The organism is Flavobacterium frigoritolerans (assembly GCF_025847275.1).
Classification (GTDB): domain Bacteria; phylum Bacteroidota; class Bacteroidia; order Flavobacteriales; family Flavobacteriaceae; genus Flavobacterium; species Flavobacterium frigoritolerans.
Genome location: NZ_JAOZEV010000008.1, coordinates 32,391 through 53,327, shown reverse-complemented (window position 1 = coordinate 53,327; position 20,937 = coordinate 32,391). Strand labels below are relative to the sequence as shown.

Sequence of the window (20,937 nt, the reverse complement as noted above, 5' to 3'; positions counted from 1 at the left end):
TAATATGACAACCATTTTTAGAATAAAAAAACAGTGGAGTATCACTTTTTGTATGCTGTTATTTTCATCCGTTTCTTTTGCTCAGGAATTGAACGATAGAGAAATGGATTTTGATGCTACAAAAATAATATTCTCTTTGAAGGAGAGAATATTAACTCCTGCCCAAACGGAAGAGGCAATAAAATTATATAAAAGTTCATTAGTAATAAAAGCGACTCAGTTAGAGAATATTCGCCAAGAACAAGCATTGAAATATTTTCCTAATGAAGATAAAAATGATGCAAAAGATTCTACTGAAAAATCTGAGAATAAGAGGATACTTTTAGATGTTCCTGTAGAAGAAAGAAACGCCTTAATTGCATTTTATAACGCAACTCAGGAGGATGGGGCTTGGTATCATAGTAACAATTGGAATACAAGCAAACCCGTAGAATCCTGGTATGGTGTAACAGTTGTAAATAACCATGTGACCCTCTTAAATCTGAGAGCTAATAATTTAAAAGGACAAATACCTGATATAAGCGCATTAAAAAATTATCTAACTGCAATAAGAATTGGCGGAAATAAATTATATGGAAGTTTAGAAAACCTTGGAAAATTAACATCATTAAATTCTATAGATATAAGTTACAGTTTATTTGATGGTAATCTTGAACCAATTGGAAACCTTATTAATCTAGAAAGTTTTTCAGCTTATAGTAATAAAATTAAAGGTCAGATTCCTGACAATTTCTCGAATTTGTCAAAACTAAAATACTTACAGATTTCCAATAATAATTTAAGTGGAGCTATATCAAGTATAGGAATAAATCTTCCAGCTTTAGAATATTTAAATTTAACGAATAATAATTTTACAAATAATGGTACTCTGCCCAATAGTTTTTTAAATCTAAAAAAATTAAAGAGCTTAATTTGTAATAGTGCAGGTTTGTCAGAAAACTTAGAAATTCTCGGAAACTTAACTGATTTAGAACATTTAGATTTAGGCAACAATAAATTTAGTGGCCCTTTGCCTCAAAATTTTCAGAATTTAACCAAATTAAAATTTTTTGCAATGCATGATAATGATATTGATGATATATCGGTATTAAGTTCTCTAAATTCATTAGAAAGTATATGGTTTGGTAACAATCAAATCAAAACTAATCTCTCCAGTTTTAGTAATTTAATAAATTTAAATGTCCTTTCGCTGCCTTTTAATAAAATTACAGGAGAAATCCCTGTTGCTTTTCAAGATTTTCAAAATATTGATATAATAAGCCTTAGTTATAATAAATTGACCGGACTAATACCACGTTTAACATTTACAAATGATACTTATGGTGAAAAATTTAGTATTACAGGAAATAATTTTCGCTTTATTGATTTTGTGGATACTTACGATTACTATTATTCAACTATAGGTTATAATTATTCGTATTATCCACAGTCTGCAACAGACACGATGCTTACTTATAGCAAGTCTGAAGGGGAGGTTGTTAATTTAGAAATGTATTCAGATAATCGATATCTTCCTAATGATACATTTCAATGGTATAAAGATGAGAAAAAAATTTTTGGAGCTACAAACAGAGTTTATACTATTAATTCATTTAATTCAGCTAATGACAAAGGAGAATATTACTGTTTGTCTAGCAATCCTATGAACCCTTATTTTTTCTTATCAAGGAATAAAATTTACTTAAATAGTGCCAATTGCCCTGAAATTAAAGGGGAAATTAGCACAACTAATAACGAAAAAATATATGTAAACAAAATTTCAAATTTTATTTTTAAAACAACTGCAACTAATTTAAAATATGATTGGAAAATATACACGTTAGATAACTACTTACTTGACCATAAAAAAGAGCAAATTTTTACGACTTTAATAAAATATAATAACTGTAAAATTGAACTAATTGTAACGGATATAAATGGATGTAAAACTTCATTTATAAAAGAATTTAAAAATTATGATGCATGTTCTGAGATGGGCAATCACTCAGGATATATAAAACCATCTAATTATGAAAACATTTGCGTAGGAGATAAAATAACGTATACATATTACAAACACTATCCGGAAAAAGTTTTATCATATAAATGGCATTTATATGATAAAAACTTAGTTTTGATAAGCACTAGTAATGAGTCTGAATTTACAGTATCGCATAATTCATTGGGAGAAAACAGTATCAAATTATATTTAACAGATGAAAATGGTTGCACTACAGAAGTGACCCGTTATGCTCGAATGGTAATTTGCAATTCTTGTACAATAGCTAATGAAAAATCAGAAATTGTTAAAGGGGCAGTTATAAATTTATTAAAGAGCCTTGCTGTTAAAGTAGCCCGAGGGGATACTGATGCACAAATTAATGGAAGCAATCCTTCTGAACTGATCGCTCTTAAAGAATATCTGATGAGCAGTGTAGCAGATAAAATATATAATTTTGTCTCAACTAGAAATGACAGTGGCGAAATAACTAGTTTGCAATTTTCTTTTTCTCAAGATAGAGAGTATGATATTTATTATGTTAATAGCTATGGCTTGAATTATTATTTTGATTTTGATATAAGTCAATATATAGGATATAATGAACTCTTGATAAGCTGTCAGGCTATGAATACAAGAATGATCAATACAAGGGGCTTAGGTACAGAACTATATAATAAAATAGGATGTGATACTGGTATGTCAATTCAATATGTTGATTTTTGTCCTGAAAAAACAGTAGAGAAAAAGGATTGCGCCAAAGAGCCAATTAGTTTTGTATTTGAGACAATATCTACTAATCTCAATTATACTTGGACGAGTACAAATGCTTTAGGTGTTATTGTACATACAGAGACAAACACGACTGGTTTATATACTTTTACGCCGGAACTGGCAGGAGAATATGAAATAAAATTAATGGCAGAAGGGGCGGTAAATTGTGAAACATTATTCTCAAAAACAATTAACATAGAGAATTGTTTGCCATTTGTTTCTTGTACTAAAAGCAATATACATGCACCAGAAATACAGCGTTTATTTATTTCATTAATTACTAAATTAGTAAGTACTCCAAATGGGACCGATGCAAATACTTATGCAAAGAAAGAAATAGCTGCTCTATCACCCTATACGACAGCTTCTAGTGTAAAGATTTATAACTTTAGTAATACTAGCACTGCCATAAGCTTTTCATTTTCGAAAACAGCTATAGGAAATGATGTGCAATTGCCTAAATCTCTTTCGGGGACTATTACAGACATTGACTTAAGGAAATACACAGCAGCTTTGGCAAAAAATACAGTTGCGATTAATTACAGTGATGGTACTACTAACTCAAATGGATATGTTCAAAATATCGATTTTTGTCCAAATGAATTATCATGTGTGTCGCATATAGCACTAGTAGTCGATGAATCAGGATCAATTGATTCAAAAGAAGCCAATAAAATTAAGAAACAACTAAAATTATTTATAAAACAACAGGCCTTAACAAACGATAGTATTGGATCTAATATCTATGTTTCGTTAACAGGAATGTCAGATAGTGATGAAAATACAAGAACTGATTTTATACTCCCCACTAAATTAACTAATACGCCAGCAAGCTTAAGACAGTTTAATGTCTGGATAGATTCGTTTGGTAAAAGAAATGGCAAAACAGGAATTAGTGCTTCATCCGATTATTGGAGAAGTGGTTTAGAGGGAGCCTTGGGGTATTCTATGAAACCAAATATGGTTATAATGATAACCGATGGCTGTCAGACAGCTAATGTTGATTCATTAAAAATAACCATGAAAAAATTCAATAATGCGTATGGTAGTGACCCTAAATTACCGCACTTATACATTGTAGGAATTGAAAATGGGATTTATGTAGATGAGACTTTCTATACCAATAAATTTTTATCACCTACAGCAGACCCTAATAATAGTCAAAACAATCTTGTAAATACAGTAACAAATCATCTTACCAAATCTTTAAAGTACCTGTTAGATTTTCCTGCAACCGAATTTCCAAAATCTGACATAAATGAATTTGGAACTGGAACTTATTATGGACATGATAATTTTAATTTATTGTCGTCTGATGAAACGTACTTCTCGGATAAACTTGCCGATAGTAAAATAGTTTGCGGTACAGCTTCTATAAAAGATTTTTGTGATGATTGTCTTTCATTTAAGCCAGAACCTGGCAAAGAATATATGTTGAGTGCCTGGGTAAAAGAAGAGTTATCTACTCAGGTTAAAACCTACGAAAATCCTGCAATAAAAATTATTTTTTATAATAGAAAAGAAGCTTTGGATATACCAACACATAAAATAGACTCCTTATCGGTAAAAGCTTCTGGGAACATTATTGATGGCTGGCAGCGTGTTGTACAAAAATTTAAGGTCCCAGTAGAGACCATAACAATAGGTATTCAGTTAGAGAATAATAGCCCTAGTATTCCAGTATATTTTGATGATATTAGGATTCATCCGCTACAAGGCAGTGTAAAATCATTTGTTTACGATCCTGAAACATTCAAGCTAATGTCGGAGTTAGACGAAAACAATTACAGTACTTTTTATGAGTATGATAATGAAGGAGGTTTAGTTCGTGTTAAGAAAGAAACCGAAAAAGGGATTAAAACAATTCAGGAAACACGCTCTGGCAGCGTAATAAATACAAAATTGTAAGCCATGTTTTATAAAAAAATAATATACGTATGGGTCTTATTCAGTTGCGCTTTGGCTTATAGTCAAAGCGTAAGTGAGGTTTTTCAAAAGTTGGGAAAACAATATAGTATTCCCAAACCCTTGCAGTACAAATCAAGTTATGCATTATATAAAGATTTTGATTCAAAAAAAATAGAGGAAAGTTATAACGGTATTTTTTATAAAAATGAATTCAATGAAGTGTATATGAAAATTGGCGATAGTGAAATTCTTAATTTAAAAAAAGCATACCTTAAAATTAATCATTCAGAAAAAGCGATTCAGATTTTAAATCCGATGGACAATTATTTAGGAGATTTTGATATGAAACCATTATTTGATTTGTGTACCATTGAAAAGTTTCTTGATTATAAAACTTATTGGGAAATAACTATGGTTGCAAAATCGTATTCGAGTCTTCCTTACTCAAAAATTGTGGTACAGATTACAAAGAATTATTTTTTGCAGAAACAAATATTTTATTACAACACTGCAGTCAATTTTTCTAAAGATTATCGAAGCCCAGATTCTCATTATCCAAGATTAGAAGTTACCAATATGAATTACAATAGAAATCCAGTAAAAGCTTCGATTTTTAATAGCAGTACCTATTTTACAATTTCGGGTAAAAAACAAATCATTTTATCCGAGCGCTTAAAAAAGTATGAGATTATTGATTAAACAGTACTCAGTACTGAGTTTCAGTTATCGTTACTGAGCAGAGTTTTGGAACCTCTTGTAAGGTTTTAAAAATGTTACAGCTATTAACTTAATAAAGAAGAGTTTTAATCCTGTTCAATCAGGTTTCTAATAAACAAAACACAATTATGCATATCCAGAACTATTTAACAGCATTTGTATTTACCTTATTTTCATTGGTTGCATTTGGTCAACAAGAAGAATTTTTGGGAGATAAAAAACTCGGAGCTCAATTAAATGGGCAACCACCATTGCATATCGTTGATCCTAAATTTGACGATTTAAATAAGCAAAATATTTTTACCTCAGTTAATCCAGTGGTATCAATTCATTTTGGGTTTAATGATAATTTGTCTGATTTAACAGCGTACAACACTATTTATTATAGCGAAATCACACTAAGAATCACGCCTTATGATACTTTGGGGAAAATAATTGCTAGGTATAAAGACAATAAAAAGGAGCAAAAAGACTATCCAAATCCTTTTTTGGTGACCTTAAAGATAAAACATGACAATGTAACCAAAGGAGTTCGCTTAGACGATTATGCAGTATATCAATTACCAGGAATTCATAAAGCCGATGTAAAGGTAGAATCTATAAAATATTATAATTCTAGTAATGCAGAAATAACTGTACCTAATTCTACGGCTTATTTGGAGCTAAAGTTTAATACAGAACGGTATTATAATATGCAGTTGAGTGCTACACAATTTACATCAGTGTTTCCGTTAACCTATAAACTTGTAAAATACGATGGAACAGATGAGAGAGAAGTTTCTAAAGTTAGTGATGGAGCCGAAGAACTAGTTATTAACTGGACTAAAGATAAAAATGCACCAGCAGTAGAATATGAACTTGAATGGACTTGGATTGATAATTACAACAAAGTAGGAGGTAAATTAGCTACAAGTGAAATTCCGTTGACTGAGCAAGACTTTAAGCTAAACAGTACGAGAATTGAAACAAAAGACACTATTTATAGAATTCCTCTAGTATATTCTAATGGTTATCTGGTTTACAGAGTACGACCAGTGGGGAGATTTCTTGATGATACAACAAAGAATTTTTACGGAACATGGTCCTCAGGGCTAACGGATTCATTTAAGAATGTGAACGATTGGCCCCATACCCATATAATTGAGATAGATCAGGCACATGAATCGGGACAGAAAAACTGGCAATATCAATCCTCATTTGCCGAAGACGGAAAGAAAAAAGAAGTAGTAAGTTATTTTGATGGAAGCTTGCGTAACAGGCAAACGGTTACTAAAATAAATTCAAACAACAAAGCGATAGTAGGCGAGGTAATTTATGACAATCAAGGAAGAGCAGCTATTGAGGTATTGCCAACACCTATTGAAGCTTCGGGAATTCGTTTTTATAATAAAGTAAATACAAACTCAGAAAATACAATTTACACCCATAATGATTTTGATTGGGACAATCCGAGCGTTTTGGATTGTGAGCCAGAACCGATTTCGAGCATGTCAAAAGTTGGAGGATCAAGTAAATATTATTCTGAAAATAATTTGCAGTTAGGTAATTACCAAGATTTGGTGCCTAATGCCAAAGGCTTTCCTTTTTCTCAAATAGAATATACTCCGGATAATACAGGTCGAATCAAGAGAAAAGGAGGCGTAGGTGCTGATCATCAAATAGGTAAAGGCCATGAAATGCACTATTTTTATGGACAACCCAAGCAAGAAGAACTAAATAGATTATTTGGGTATAAAGTAGGAGATTTTTCACTTTATAAAAAGAACATCGTCATAGATCCAAACGGGCAGACAAGTGTAAGTTACCTTGATCCACAAGGAAGAACAATTGCAACAGCACTTGCAGGAGATAACAAAGGAAATCTTTTGTCACTAAACGATGAAACAGATTCGACTCAACATTTAATGACAACGATCAATTTATTATCAAATAATGATAAATATGCATCTGGTAACAATGGTATTTCTGAAGATGGCGTACGATTAAACACTCCTATTTCAGTAGTAAAAGAAGGCGGAATAAAATTTGAATATACCTTAAACAAACCAGTAGGATCTTATACAGATGATTGTTTAAACGGGAAACAATATCCATTTGTTTACAACTGGTCAATAGGTATGAAAAATGATTGTGCCGATGAATTACTTACAGGAAGAGATTCATTATCTTCAAAAATCGGAATATTTAATAGCAACTCTTTTAATACTAAATCTCTAAGTGTAAAAAATGAATATAAAGCACTATATCAAGGTGAGTTTTTAAAAACAGGAACCTATCCTTTAAGCAAAGATCTACGTGTAGATCAAGAAGTATTAAACCAATATGCTGAAGATTATATCACCGAATTAAAAAAGAGCCAAACATGTTTACCCGATTTAGCAGCTTTAGAAGCAGATATAAGAGTAGAAGATTGTAATGTAACTTGTAAAAGTTGTGAAGAATCCTTGATATGCGATAATCTTACTGAGGCAGAATGTGAAGCATTTAAGCTAAAACTTTCAACAAATCCAGCCGCTTTAGGTAATATAGCCACCAGAGAATCTGATATCATTGCTGCCGAAAAACAATACGTTATTAAGAATCTTAAAGCGTACAACTTAGAGCCTACAGACGACAACCTGGAGTCAAATAAAGGAGCTGGTTTTAAATATGAATTTAGAGAATTACTAGCGGGATGTCGAGAATTATGCCTACAACCTATCAATGTATGTAATCTTAATCTGGATATGTTATTAGGAGATGTAAGCCCGCATGGGCAATATGGTTCGGTACAAGGAATAGAAATTCAGGATGAAGATGAAGAAGATGATAACGAAAACCAGTTAGCAGCCAATATAGCAGATCCACTAAGCCTATTTAATGATAACAATCAATTATTATATGGAGGTTATACCACAATTACTGAGACCAATCCAGAAACAAATAAACCCGAAGAAATAAAAGTACCTCATAACAACTGGAGAAACCCTTTTGGAGGATCTTATAAAGAAGAAGATGGAACACCATCAACAATAAGAGTAGTACTTGTAGGAGAAGGAATTTACAAGCCAAGTTTAATAGAAAATGCTATTGTAAGTAGAGATACTGATAGTGATAATCCAGATGAATTTTTGGTAGAGCCAAAGTACTTAAGTTATGTTGCCGATTTTATTCCGTTATGGAAACCAAGCTGGGCAAATGCACTAGTAGCCTATCATCCTGAATATCAGTATTACATATATAACAGTGCATTGTGTAATAAATTAAACGGAGATGGGATCAATACCGATGGGTTTGATGAAAAATTAACTAATACAAATTTTTATGATTCAGAAACCCAGAAAGTTATTGATAATACCATCTTTACATCAAGTGGAATAATCGCAAATTTGATTAATGTAGATGCTCAGGGTAGTGATAGTGATCCATTTTATAATTCTAAAAATAGCAACAGTAATATTGAATCTGAAAGTGATTATAGACTTCGTAAAGACTTAATAAAAGAAGCCTTAAATGAAAATTTTGATGGTTTGCAATTAAAAAATGGCAAGAGGTTAAACATGTTAAAAGCAGCTTATTATTTTGCTGTTTATTCTAATGGAATCATGCCGGAGGCTGCTTATGAAGAATTCATAGACAAATCAAACAGCAGGTTGTTAAGTGACATCAATAGCATGAGTGATGTAAACATGAAACAAAAAATATGGATTAATTTTAGAACAAATTATACTGCATTTAAACAAAAAACACGTACTGTTTTTGCACATATTTACGCAAGTAAAAATAATAATTATAACGATTGTATAGGTAATTCTGAAAGCTCAGATACATTTGTTTCGATATTTAAAAAATACACAGTAGCCAAACCAAATAATTTTGAAAATCTTACCAAATTAATAAATACCATTCCTCAAACACCAATAATACCTACTACGGTTCCCGCTAGTACAGGTGTTGAATTGGCGTGTTCGGATGGAACAGTTACATTATATAAAAACAAAGAAAAAAGATTCATTCCAGCCGATTACAGCTATGATGCAGCACTTAGTGATGTAGAAATTCTAGCCGAAGCGAAAAAAACTGCAGAAAAAGGAATGTACCTTGAAACAGGAAAATGTCCAAGAGCAAATGACATGGAGAATTTCCTCAACGGATTAGTAAATCCAACCATTCAAAGTCAAGGATTATTGGTTAATGGTTTAAAAACTACGAGCATGCCATTTTTAACCAAAGAACTGTTTGATGCCCAAATAAATCCAGAGTTTAATTTAGAAACAGCAAGCGAAACACCAGAGATAAAGGGTACCAAGGATGCTCAGGGCAATCTGGACATAGACTTTACTTATAGAAACAATACTATTGGAACTCCTATACAGTTGAGTTTTGTAAATAAGGAGTATACAAATGCATGTGGTACAAAGGTAGCTGCACGATGGGAAGATATTATTGCTTTTAAAAATATTTATGCCTTGCCAGGATACAATGAGAACGATAAAGTATATCAATTTCAGATTTTGGCAACCATAAAAAGAAAAGACGGTACGAATAATTGTATAACTCCCGAAGAAGTTATCGTCATAGGAACTACCAAGGCCGCTATTAAAGGCTGTACAAGTTTGGCAGAAGTTCCATGTGATAAAAAAGAAAAATTCAATACCGCTTTTAGAGACCTAGTATTTCATTTGCAGGCCAGTGGAACAATTAGAAACAATGAGTTGAATATAACTGCCGATCCTGTTTTTGCAGGAAGCTATTTGCATACCTATTTTGGTATTAAGCAAGGTGATGTTGTAAAATGGAAAAATAATGCCGAAGGTGTTGCCATTACCGTTAATGATAAGAATCGAATAGTAATAGATTTATTGGGTTATACATTAGGAAATGAACGTATTAATACTATTTTTATAGGCGATTTACAGGAGAATCGTTATAATAAATTGAGAATAACTGTTAGAAGAAATTTTTCTAATCGACAAATAACAGGAATGGTCACTTCTGGAAATACCAATAAACCACTTTATTTTAGCTGTTGTGACGACTGTAGCGAGTGGGATCATAACGGAGATGGCGTTGGAGATCTTTGTGATATAAAAGAACCAACCGAACCATCAAAAGTTGTTGCTTGTTCAGAATATGCTAATGACGAGCTTATATTCGAAAGTGGTTTAAAAGATATGATAAATCATCTTTTACTTCCTGAAAATCATGAAATTGATGAAACTGGAAATAAAATATCAATTGGAATAAATAAAGGTTCCGATCCTTATTTTAAGTATGCAAAAACGTCTAGTAATCCAGTTATAACAACTTTTTTAGAGAAATCTAAAGTTAAAGAACTATATAGTAACATAGTAAATGGTGGTATTAGACATTTTTCAGCTCCAGTTATATTCGACGAATATGCTATGAGAATGACAAGTGGTGGTGTAACTATTCAATTTAATAATTCCCCATATTTTGGACCAGATGATAATTATTATATTGGAAGTATACAAATAAGCAATATGAATCTAAAAGATTTAGATTCTATTAATTCAATAGATATAATAGGAAAAGGTCCCGTTAGAAATTCTAATTGGGTAGAAATTAAGTATACCGATACGCAGGGTAACATCAATATTCTGCAAAATGCTATAATGGCTGTTATGGTTTGGTATGATAGAATAAATGGGTTTTGGTATGGAGAAAGCGCTGAGATATGTCGTTTTTTTAATGGAGAACAACCATTAAGTAGACCAAAATTATTAAAAAGCAGGACTATTACTCATGATATTTCATATGAGATGATTATGGATGAAAATGGAGTGATTACAAAAGATTTTGACCCATTTCAAACCACCCAACTTATTTCAAAATCAAACATCAGATCTGTTTTCTTACGAGAGGCAATATCAAATTGCAATGATATTTGTGTACCTGCTGCGGTTGCTCCAATAGTATGTGGCGATAAATGGAATGCTTTTAAAATAAGCGTAAAGGCGATAGTACCAGATTATGAAATTCCAACAAATCTAGCAGTTGATGGCAACTATTTCTGTGAGGCCAATTTTGGGTATATCAGCACTGATTATATAGCCTATTTAACTAAACTGCAAATAACAACAGTACAAAACCCGCTTTTTATAACAATCGCAGAGTTTGGTGCTACCAAATTAAGATATGGAAATCCACGTACACCAGAAGTTCTTGATAAGTATAGGAATTATGTTGCAGGACAAAAAACAAATAAAACCGAGGAATTGGCTAGCTGGTTGCAATATGCAAATCAATATGTTACAGATTATAGGGTTTGTGCCCCAGCAATTATGGGACCAGCATTTAGCATGGAAGTTCCTGTAACCGAAACCAGAACACCTTGCGAAATATACGCAAATACAGTAAAAGCAGCCAACAAACAAGAAATTGAACAGGCTTTTTATGCCAATAAAAAAGCAGCATTTAAACAACGTTATCTAAAAGCATCTCTAGAAGGATTAACCGAAACCTTAACTCAGACAGCTATGGATAAAGAGTATCAATATACCTTGTATTATTATGATCAGGCAGGGAATTTAATCCAGACCGTTCCGCCAGAAGGAGTAAAAAGATTAGCTCCAACAGCAAATGAAACTATAAAAACGGTAAGAGAAACTACACCCGAAAAAGACGATACGGCACTGGTAAATGGTGTTGCGGTAGCTCCAAATCATAGTATGCAAACCCAATACCGTTACAACTCGCTAAACCAATTGGTATGGCAAAAAACACCCGACGGAGGAGTAACCCGATTTGCATACGATGCATTAGGAAGAATTGTAGCCTCTCAAAATGAAAATCAAAGAATAATTAAACCACTCTTTAGTTATACTCGTTATGATGGCTTGGGACGAATTACTGAAGCAGGACAATTTGAAGCAAAAACTAAGGGAGCATTAACAATTAATGACAACGGAAGACTTGTTTTTACAAATAACAATGCCCTAGTACCAGTAGATGCTATTGCAGATAAGTATCCTTATAATCAAGGAGTACTATTTGATCAGGTAACAAAAACGGTATATGATGTTCCAATGGCAGATACCAAAGATTGGTTTACTGCTTATGAAGTTAATAATAACCATAAGCGAGTAACAGCAGTACTGTATTACGATCAGTTAAAAACAGAATTAACCGAGGTAAAAGCATACGATAAATACAACAACGCAATAGCTTACGATTATGATGTACATGGAAATGTAAAAGAGTTGATTTACCATATCAATAATAATACAGAATTAACCAAACTCAAACAAGATCGCAAGAAAGTAGTTTATAACTACGATTTAATTAGTGGGAATGTAAACAAAGTAACCTACCAGCCAGAGAGTACCAAAGACCAATTTATACACCGCTATGAATACGATGCCGATAATAGGATTAAGCAAGTATATACCAGTACCGATAATGTTATTTGGGAAAAAGAAGCCAATTATTTGTATTACGACCACGGTCCATTAGCACGTGTAGAACTTGGAGATAAAAAAGTACAAGGATTAGATTATATCTATACCCTGCAAGGCTGGCTAAAAGGAGTCAATTCCGAAAGAATAGGTTCACAATACGATGCCGGTAAAGACGGATTAAATGTAGCTCAGGATGCCTTTGGTTTTGCCTTAAATTATTACAAAGGCGATTACCAATCGCGATTTAATATGCGAGACAATGCTATTTTTAGCTTTAGCAAAGGGGCAAAATTAGAACAGGATTTAAACCTATACAATGGTAATATCAAAGAAATGGTAACCTCATTGTTAGATAATCAACAGAAACCTATTGCAACACAATTTAATTATTACCAATACGATCAATTGAACAGGATTAAAGAAATGACCTCTCAATCTATTTCGTATAACCAATATTTAGGAACCAATATGCCTACAAGTGGCTATCGCTCTAATTACAGTTATGATCGCAACGGAAACCTAGACAAACTGAATCGTTGGGCACCAGCAGCTACAGGAGCAATTACGCTTATGGATCAGCTTACTTATGATTATACAGCAGGTACAAACAAATTAAGGCATGTAAATGATGCTGTTCCTAATGGTGTATTTACTAATGATACCAAAAATCCTAATGATAGTTCGCTTGACATTGATAATCAAAGTGCCGATAATTACAAATACGATGACATAGGACAATTAATTGCCGATAAACAAGAAGATTTAAAAATAGATTGGCGTGTAGATGGAAAAGTAAAATCGGTTACCAAAGGCAACGGTACAATCATAAGTTTTGAATATGATGGACTAGGCAATCGAACAGCCAAAACAGTTACCAATGGAGCCAATGTTACTACCACCTATTACCAGCGCGATGTACAAGGTAATGTGTTGAGTACCTATGAAATGGTAAAACAAGGAGAAATACTTAAATATTATTTGGTAGAACAGGATATTTATGGCAGTAGCCGTTTAGGAGTCGAGAGAGGAAGAAAAGAAATCACAGCCGATATAATGCCTAAAAATCTTAAATCGGCTAGAAGCAGGCTACTGGCTGGTACAGAACCTACAGTTTTAATTGATCCTAGAGTAGTTACAGAACAATCAGGATTAAATATGAACACCCCAGAAGCTAGAGCCACCTGGGATGAAAGATCAGAAAGTACTATTAATCTATTTAAAAACGCATTGCCAAAAACGGAATCGATAACCCTGGCAGCACATTTAAAAATAGACTCAGATAATAAAGGAACCAATTTAATAGCGGCTTTACATGGTACAAGTAAAGAAGGAGAATCATGGCCCAAAGACAATTCGTATTCTTACCTAAGTTCGGTTTTACTATCAGTTACGAAAACTGCTGCTGGATATGTTCCGGAAGTTTCGTTGATAAAATACAAGAGAAATCATGAAAATTATAGAAACAAGTCAGGCAATGGGCGTCTTCGTTATTATAGCTCTAAATCGGTCACTAATTACAAAATTACTGCTACAGCTATACCAGAAGACGAATGGGATTTAACAACTTTAATCAAACAAAGCGCAAACTCAGATGAGTATGATGTAACCATCACAATAAACGGAAACGTGTATGCTACCAAAGCCACTGCAAGTAACATATACAATAGGAAAAAAGAGAATGCTATGCGAACGGGTAATGAAAATCTTTATATAGTATTACCAAAAAACTCATTAGGAGCCACAGCCATTACCCATCATCCAGGTGAGAGAAGTATTTATAACGGGCTAAAAACCGAACTATGCGATTTTGGATATACAGTAGATAATGGACAGGAATTAGAAGACATCCAGACCAATTATTTTGGTTTTGATGAAGGAAGAGGAACAACAGCCAGTTCTACAACAGGACAAAAAATGACGTTAAGCAAGACGTTTTTTTCTGAAAGTTACTGTGGTACAAGAGCCGATGATAGCGATGGCGATGGTATATTGGATATAAATGACAATTGCCCATTTGTATTTAACCCATTGCAAGAAGATGATGATAAAGACGGAGTAGGAAACGTTTGTGATAACTGCTTAATCTATAACCCAGACCAACTCGATACAGACAAAGACGGAAGAGGAGATGCTTGCGATAATTGTATAAATTTTCCTAACTTTGACCAAATTGATACCGATGGAGATGGTATAGGTGATGTATGCGACAATTGTCCTACGATTGCCAATCCTGGACAGGAAGATGCTAATAAAAATGGCATAGGCGATGCCTGCGAAGGACTCGCTCAAGGCAAAGGAACTGCAACTGTTCCAGGTACGCCAATTATAGCCTATCGTTTTGTGGGAGATAAGCAATATGAGCTATCAAACCATTTAGGAAACGTACTTTCGGTGGTAAGTGATAGAAAATTAATAGATAAAAATACGCTCTATCCAGACGTTCTTAGTTATTCTGATTATTTTCCTTTTGGTATGCAAGTCCCAACTAGACATGGAAATACCAACGAATATCGCTATTCATTTCAAGGACAGGAAAAGGACGATGAGATTAAAGGTGAAGGTAATTCGATTAACTTCAAATATCGTATGCATGACCCGAGGATTGGTAGATTCTTTGCTGTTGACCCGTTATCTCATGAGTATCCGTGGAATAGTAGTTATGCTTTTAGTGAGAATAGAGTAATTGATGCCGTAGAACTAGAAGGAGGAGAAAAATTAATAGTTATAACCAAAAATGCAAATCAAGGTTCACCAATCATTATGACAATTGACGGGCTTGATGTTATGAAACAAATGCTGTATGATTCAAGTGAAAAATTTGGAAGTTTATTAATAAATAAATCATATTCATTAGCACTAAAAGAAATGGCAGACGGGTTTATGGTTGGTAGTAATGGTAAAATATATCAAACTTCAGTATTATCAAAAAGCAAGACAGTTAACTTAATTGACGGTAAGCAAATTGAAGAAGTTACAATGGGAAAAAACTTTGGTTTTAAAAATAATTCAACAGGTAAAGTAATTACAACTAAAGGTTTAAATCAAATAGAAAACTTATCAAGTAAAGGAAGTGCTGCTTACTATAAAAATGTTGGAAAGCTATTTGAGACAATGCCTCTATTCGGAGCACTTTTTAATTTAACGTCATCGGCAGTTAAACAAGATAACCCTAAATACCTTGATGCTCTAGCTTTATCTCCTGTAGGTAGTTTTTCTCAGGAACAATTTGAAAATAGTAATCAAGATTTTAATCATTCTCTTTACAAAGATTTTAATAAAGCAAAAACAGGAGGATTATCAAAAACTAAGGATTTCATAAATAAATATAATCAGAACTACACTAAAAACTTTCAAGTAATATACATCAATGATGCATCAGCAAATAAGTTGATAAAAGGAGGTTATAAAGATTATATACAGCTTTTTGATGATTCTAAACATTCTAAAGAAGAACCAAAAAACGCTGTTATTATAGAATATCAAAATAACAGTGCTACTATTCACGCAATTTTTTTAAATATAAATAAATAAAATTATGGCACGATTATCTATTTTGTTATTTAGCCTTGGCTTTTTACTCATTATTGGCACTACTCTTAGTATCGTTAGTTTTTATTTAAAATTTACGTTTATACTTATTGGTAGTATTTTAGTTCTTATAAGTTTCCTTTTAATAAAAATGAGCATACAAAATGATTTAAACAATGTAAATAATGTTTCTGCTAGAGGTAAGTTAGGATTGAAAAATAAAGGGTTGAAAGTAAAAGTAGATTTTAATAAATGTGAAATTATAACTTCAAACCATATTTTATCTAAAGTAGAATCGAGAAGTTCATTGTTATATTTCTATGATAGTTTGTTTTTTTCAAATGATAAAAGACCAAAAGAAATTTTGTTAATTAGGTTAAAATTTATCGTTAAAATATCAAATAAGGATGTATCCTTTATTAGTGAGCCTTTTAGAATGGATGTTAAAAATTTTGAAATCTACCTATTCAATTATAAAAAAACTTTTATCTATGTCAATAAGAATAATTATAATGATTTCTTCTTTGATTTAGATTTCTTAAAAAAATACGCATATTATGAAAAGAGTCTTATGTCTTAATGTTTTAATACTATCATTTTTTATTTCATGTAATCATAAAGAAAAAGAAACATCTTGCTATTCAAATTTTTCCATGCTAGGAGTTAAAGATGAAAAACTAGGTATAAATATTTATGATTTAAAGAAAAAAATCACTCCGTTGAATCTTAAAAAAGGAGAAAATGACATAGGTAATTTTCATTCATTTACATATTCAGATTCAATTATTTATAATGGAGAAAGAATAAAAACTGATTATTATTTTACTTTTCTTAATGATTCTTTGGTAAGTTATCATTTTGACTTTATTGGAAATCAGGAATTATTTGAGGATATGGTAAATAAGTTATATGAGAAAAAAAATCAATTGATTAAATCTAATAAAAATAAACAGTTATCCTATTTTATAGATAAGGAAGAATGTAAAAGCTTTTTTTATCTAATTTATCGAGCAGATGAAAAACTGCATATTTCAGGAGGGATTGAGAATAATAAACTGCCGAAATTATAAGCGGTAATAGTCATTTGATAGAAATAAAGACATTAATTCTAAATTTTAACATAATGACTAGAACTGAAAAAATATTAGGCACTCTTTTTTGTTTAACAATGGTCTTTTTTATATATCTGTCAAATAGAGATGAAAGCAAGAATAATGAAATGATTAATAAAAGTAAATTCACTACAATTGCCAAAGTGTATGAAATAAAATCAGGAAAGACTTATACTTATGCACGGTTTTATTTTTTCTTCAATCAAGAAAAATATTATTCTGGGGATTATGTTTCTAATGATATGAGAAAAACAATAAATAGATATTATAGAGTTGATTTATCAAGTGTTGACCCTAAGTATTCTAAAATACATTTAGACCAAGAAGTCACGGATTCAATAGAGATTGTTAAGGCTGGGTTTAAATATAAATAAGTCGGTTTTACCAATATAATCTTATTGTTACATTTTATTTTAAAAAAAAAGAATGTGTAACATGAATCGAATGAAAAACAAAACAGTAAATAAAAAAAGTATAAATGACAATCAAAACATTTTGGACTATAGTAATAAAAATTTTTGGTATGCTTTTGGCTTTAGGAGCTTTAACAATTATCCCACAATGGTTTTCAACGATGTATTACGCTTATGAAAGCGGAGATATTGAAAGCCTTATAATATTAAATCTAATTCTGTTAGTAGTTTTAGTAATCTATTATTTTGTAATTAGAATATGCTTGTTTAAAACTTCTTGGATAATTGGTAAACTAAAATTAGATAATAATTTTGAAAATCAGCATATAGAATTAGATTCACAAAGTTTTACAATCATTTCAATTGCAACAATTGTAATCGGTGGGATAATGTTAATAGAAAGTATTCCAACTCTAGTAAAAGATGTCTTTGTTTTTTTTCAGGAAAGAAGCCCACCTAAAGATTATTCCAATGCAAGGTGGATACTTTTTAATTTTATTAAAATAATAATTGGGTATCTATTAATGACAAATAGTAAACAAATCGCAAAATTTATCGAGAGTAAAAAAAGTGATAGAGAGGATAAGGGTACGACAAAATAATTGCTAATGTATCATATGTATCGGTATTTGCTTTGTTTTTCAAATGTCAAAATTAATATTGGATATGATTCTGGTATTAGGTTTTGGTGTATGGTAGAAGTTAAGAAAGTAAAGCAGTTTTTATAAGGTCTTTGAAAAGAGTATAAGGTGTTATCCTTTTGGTATGCAAGTCCCAACAAGACATGGCAATATCAACGAATATCGTTACGGCTTCCAAGGTCAGGAAAAAGATGATGATTTAAAAGGGGAAGGAAATTCGTTGAATTATACCTTTAGAATGCATGACCCGAGAGTGGGTAGGTTTTTATCAATAGACCCGCTGACTAGATTATATCCTCATAACTCACCTTATGCCTTTAGTGAGAACAGAGTTATTGATGGAATGGAATTGGAAGGATTGGAGTACCTAAGTTTCCATGAAGCAAGGGTTGAATTTACATCTGGAAGACTTCAATTAAAACTGGAGAATTTTAACGATAATTTTCAAAGAACATATAAAGAAAGTTTTCCTATGGTGAAATTTGCTACTAGTGGTGAAGCATCAAGAAATGTCTTTGGATTAACAGAGGGTTATAATAATGTTGATAATCTTAGTGGTAATAGTGATGATACCTTTAAAGATAGTAATTATCAAGTTAATAAAGATGTACGCTTTAACAAAGGAAATGGACAAATTGATAGAAGACAAAAATTTGGAAAGAAAAGTTTTGTTTCAAACTCATCATTCGGTAAAACTTATGAACTGACACCAATGCCTGCAATAGGAGGTGCAATGGCTATCTTATTAACTTATGATATTTATAAAGGAATAAAAGATTTTATAGATACGAAAGCTATGGTTGATGATAAAATGGCTCTTGATAAACAGGTGCTTTCGTGGGAAATAAAAGATAGTTGGAGTGGAAAAGTTTTAAATTCTAACAATCCGATTGTCGGTCAAGTTTTGAGTGATTTGAAATATGCTGTTAAAAAGGGCATAATCAAAAAAGAAAATGTAAACATCAAAGATATGACCGATATTGCAAATATTGTGTTGTTTGGAGGAAATGGAAATGAAGGAAGAAAAATAAGAGAAGCAGCTGAAAAAATTATTAATGAAGTATCTCTTCCTGTTGCTAAATTCTAAAGCTCAGGTCGAACAAATTAATAATGTAAATAGCTGGACTGTTCCTGTTGAAAATTCAGATACTTCCATACCAGTTAAAAAATCGAATTAAGATATGAAAAAGATATTAGTATTTATTTTATTCTATGCAATAGTTTCTTGTAGTACCAATCAAAAAAATATATATTTTGATATGATAAAAGGTGAATGGAGTATTGAAAAATTTTGTTATAAGAATGAGGATTTAACTCTAAAAAGATATGATGTAATAGGTTTTGAAAATCATAATCATTTACGGATAACTAAAAGAGATAATAGCGAAATTAGGTCTGTCTCTTCTGATTACAAGGTTTTTAAAGATATCAATACCTTGAGAATTAATATTCGAAATTGTGAAGAAAAGAGATTTGATGGTATTTATAATATGCATATTGATACAATTCAAGATACAGGAGAATCTTACATAATACAATTAAGTTTGGATAATGAGGATACTTATATTGAAGCAATGCGTTCTATGTTGAAATATAATACACCTCAAGAGTATGAAGAAAGTCTAAAAAGATAAGGGCATCTATTAAAATAAGGAAACCTAATACTGGATATGATTCTGGTATTAGGTTTTATAATAGAAAAAGCCATCGATTAGATGAGTTAATCGTTTTTCTCTGATAGATTTTCATATGAGAAATATAACATCTATCTGTATTTGGTTACAAAAAATGCTCGTTTTATTTTAACAAAAGGATTTCGTTAAAGAAGATTTTGAGTATAGAGATAAGATATGTTTTAGTAAGAGAAGTTAGTATTGAGTTAATATTAAAAAAATGACTAGTCCTAAATAATCGATACAGATTATTAGCTCCAGTTGTAACCGTTCTTTAGTAATTAGTTTTTATCTGTTTCGTGGCTGTTTTAATCGAATTATTTTGATTCCAGAATTATAAAAAACAGCAACAGAATCTTTATAAATTTTCTTAACTGTAAGGCCATTTATAGGAACATTAAGTTTTAATTTATATAATTTCGAATCTACTTTTAATAATACCAGTTCTTGATTCTTTGACTGAATATATCCGTAATAAGAAAGTTCAGGCCAGTTTAGATTCGGTTTGGGCTTTGGGCTTACAGGAGTGAAACTCGAATAGCTTGAAACCTGTTTTTTAGGAACAATAACATTGCTATGAAATTGTTTATTAAGAAATGGATCTCGGTTTATTTTTTCCAATTTAAAAGTATCTTTATTTATTTGATGAACAACAAAATCATTCTTTTGATTTTGTTGTTCATGAATTATTTTGTTTTCAAAAAAATCACGAATAAAGGTTCTATAACCTGCAGTTCCCCAAAGTCCTAAAACTATTATAATTAAAATTATATTTATTTTCTTTTTAGCCATA

The 20,937-nt window shown here is 31.5% G+C and carries 10 protein-coding genes; 9 read left to right on the top strand and 1 reads right to left on the bottom strand.

Annotated features, from left to right (window positions below):
- Positions 1-4 precede the first annotated feature (4 nt).
- The 9 genes from OIU80_RS11725 (at position 5) to OIU80_RS11685 (ending at position 20,105) form a co-directional block, all read left to right on the top strand.
- Complete coding sequence (locus OIU80_RS11725; protein ID WP_264287190.1) at positions 5-4,660, top strand: hypothetical protein; 4,656 nt, start codon at positions 5-7, stop codon at positions 4,658-4,660.
- Positions 4,661-4,750: 90 nt separating this feature from the next.
- Entirely contained in the window at positions 4,751-5,359 is a 609-nt protein-coding gene (locus OIU80_RS11720; RefSeq protein WP_264287189.1) for a hypothetical protein, read from the top strand.
- Between the two features lie 146 nt (positions 5,360-5,505).
- Entirely contained in the window at positions 5,506-16,308 is a 10,803-nt protein-coding gene (locus OIU80_RS11715; protein ID WP_264287188.1) for a thrombospondin type 3 repeat-containing protein, read from the top strand.
- A gap of 4 nt (positions 16,309-16,312) precedes the next feature.
- A complete protein-coding gene (locus tag OIU80_RS11710; protein ID WP_264287187.1) occupies positions 16,313-16,885 on the top strand; it encodes a hypothetical protein in 573 nt (190 codons plus the stop codon).
- Positions 16,863-17,375, top strand: coding sequence for a hypothetical protein (locus tag OIU80_RS11705; protein WP_264287186.1), 513 nt, complete (start codon positions 16,863-16,865; stop codon positions 17,373-17,375). Before OIU80_RS11710 ends, OIU80_RS11705 begins: the two co-directional genes overlap by 23 nt.
- A 53-nt stretch (positions 17,376-17,428) precedes the next feature.
- Positions 17,429-17,791: a hypothetical protein gene (locus OIU80_RS11700; RefSeq protein ID WP_264287185.1), complete on the top strand. Its 363-nt coding sequence runs from the start codon at positions 17,429-17,431 to the stop codon at positions 17,789-17,791.
- Positions 17,792-17,895: 104 nt separating this feature from the next.
- On the top strand, positions 17,896-18,432 hold the full coding sequence (locus OIU80_RS11695; protein ID WP_264287184.1) for a hypothetical protein: 537 nt from the start codon (positions 17,896-17,898) through the stop codon (positions 18,430-18,432).
- 163 nt (positions 18,433-18,595) lie between these two features.
- The gene (locus tag OIU80_RS11690) at positions 18,596-19,558 is read left to right on the top strand and encodes an RHS repeat-associated core domain-containing protein (RefSeq protein WP_264287183.1); all 963 of its coding nucleotides are present in this window, start codon (positions 18,596-18,598) and stop codon (positions 19,556-19,558) included.
- A 94-nt stretch (positions 19,559-19,652) separates the two neighbouring features.
- Entirely contained in the window at positions 19,653-20,105 is a 453-nt protein-coding gene (locus tag OIU80_RS11685) for a hypothetical protein (RefSeq protein ID WP_264287182.1), read from the top strand.
- A gap of 327 nt (positions 20,106-20,432) precedes the next feature.
- Here the strand turns inward: OIU80_RS11685 and OIU80_RS11680 are convergent, their stop codons facing one another.
- Positions 20,433-20,936: a hypothetical protein gene (locus OIU80_RS11680; protein ID WP_264287181.1), complete on the bottom strand. Its 504-nt coding sequence runs from the start codon at positions 20,934-20,936 to the stop codon at positions 20,433-20,435.
- Position 20,937 lies beyond the last annotated feature (1 nt).

Bases quoted from the DNA above. Each gene is read 5' to 3' on its own strand.
- OIU80_RS11705 (WP_264287186.1), top strand. From the start codon at position 16,863: ATGAAAAGAGTCTTATGTCTTAATGTTTTAATACTATCATTTTTTATT.
- OIU80_RS11710 (WP_264287187.1), top strand. From the start codon at position 16,313: ATGGCACGATTATCTATTTTGTTATTTAGCCTTGGCTTTTTACTCATT.
- OIU80_RS11700 (WP_264287185.1), top strand. From the start codon at position 17,429: ATGACTAGAACTGAAAAAATATTAGGCACTCTTTTTTGTTTAACAATG.
- OIU80_RS11690 (WP_264287183.1), top strand. From the start codon at position 18,596: ATGCAAGTCCCAACAAGACATGGCAATATCAACGAATATCGTTACGGC.
- OIU80_RS11685 (WP_264287182.1), top strand. From the start codon at position 19,653: ATGAAAAAGATATTAGTATTTATTTTATTCTATGCAATAGTTTCTTGT.
- OIU80_RS11715 (WP_264287188.1), top strand. From the start codon at position 5,506: ATGCATATCCAGAACTATTTAACAGCATTTGTATTTACCTTATTTTCA.
- OIU80_RS11680 (WP_264287181.1), bottom strand. From the start codon at position 20,936: ATGGCTAAAAAGAAAATAAATATAATTTTAATTATAATAGTTTTAGGA.
- OIU80_RS11725 (WP_264287190.1), top strand. From the start codon at position 5: ATGACAACCATTTTTAGAATAAAAAAACAGTGGAGTATCACTTTTTGT.
- OIU80_RS11695 (WP_264287184.1), top strand. From the start codon at position 17,896: ATGACAATCAAAACATTTTGGACTATAGTAATAAAAATTTTTGGTATG.